Origin of the sequence: Pseudomonas sp. S60 (assembly GCF_016647865.1) — a bacterium.
Classification (GTDB): Bacteria; Pseudomonadota; Gammaproteobacteria; order Pseudomonadales; family Pseudomonadaceae; genus Aquipseudomonas; species Aquipseudomonas parafulva.
Window position 1 is genome coordinate 1 of the sequence record NZ_JACVVH010000110.1, and the last position, 587, is coordinate 587.

At 67.3% G+C, this 587-nt stretch carries 1 protein-coding gene; it reads right to left on the reverse strand.

The window, feature by feature from the left end:
• The coding region (locus tag IAE33_RS24375; RefSeq protein ID WP_201165757.1) for an AMP-binding protein at positions 1 to 587 on the reverse strand (587 nt) is incomplete at both ends.

Below are 587 nucleotides of genomic sequence, written 5' to 3' on the forward strand. Positions count from 1 at the left end.
TCACGGCACGTCCAGTGGGTCACGTCGATGGCCGCCTCGGTCGGCCCGTACAGGTTGTACAGCCCCGCATTCGGCAGCTTGGCGAACACCTGCTGCTGGGCATCCACCTGCAACGCCTCACCGCTGCACACGATGCGTTTGAGGCTGGTGCAACCGCACACCCCCGGGTCTTGCAGAAACACCTGCAGCATCGACGGCACGAAGTGCAGCGTGCTGACCTGCTCACGCTCGATCAACGCCACCAGCCGCGCCGGGTCGCGGTGATCGCCCGGGGCGGCCACCACCAGGCGGGCACCGACCATCAGCGGCCAGAAGAACTCCCACACCGACACGTCGAAGCTGAACGGGGTTTTCTGCAACACCGTGTCGCTGGCCTCCAGGCCATAGGCCTGCTGCATCCAGCACAAGCGGTTGGTCAGCGCCTTGTGGCGGTTGCCCGCACCCTTGGGTTTGCCGGTGGAGCCCGAGGTGTAGATCACGTAGGCCAGGTTCTCGGGCGCGGGCTGCACGCCGGTCGCCTGGGTCGGGTAGGCCAGGTGGCCCTGCCCGTCCAGGTTCAGCACGCGCACTGCATCCGGTACCGGCAG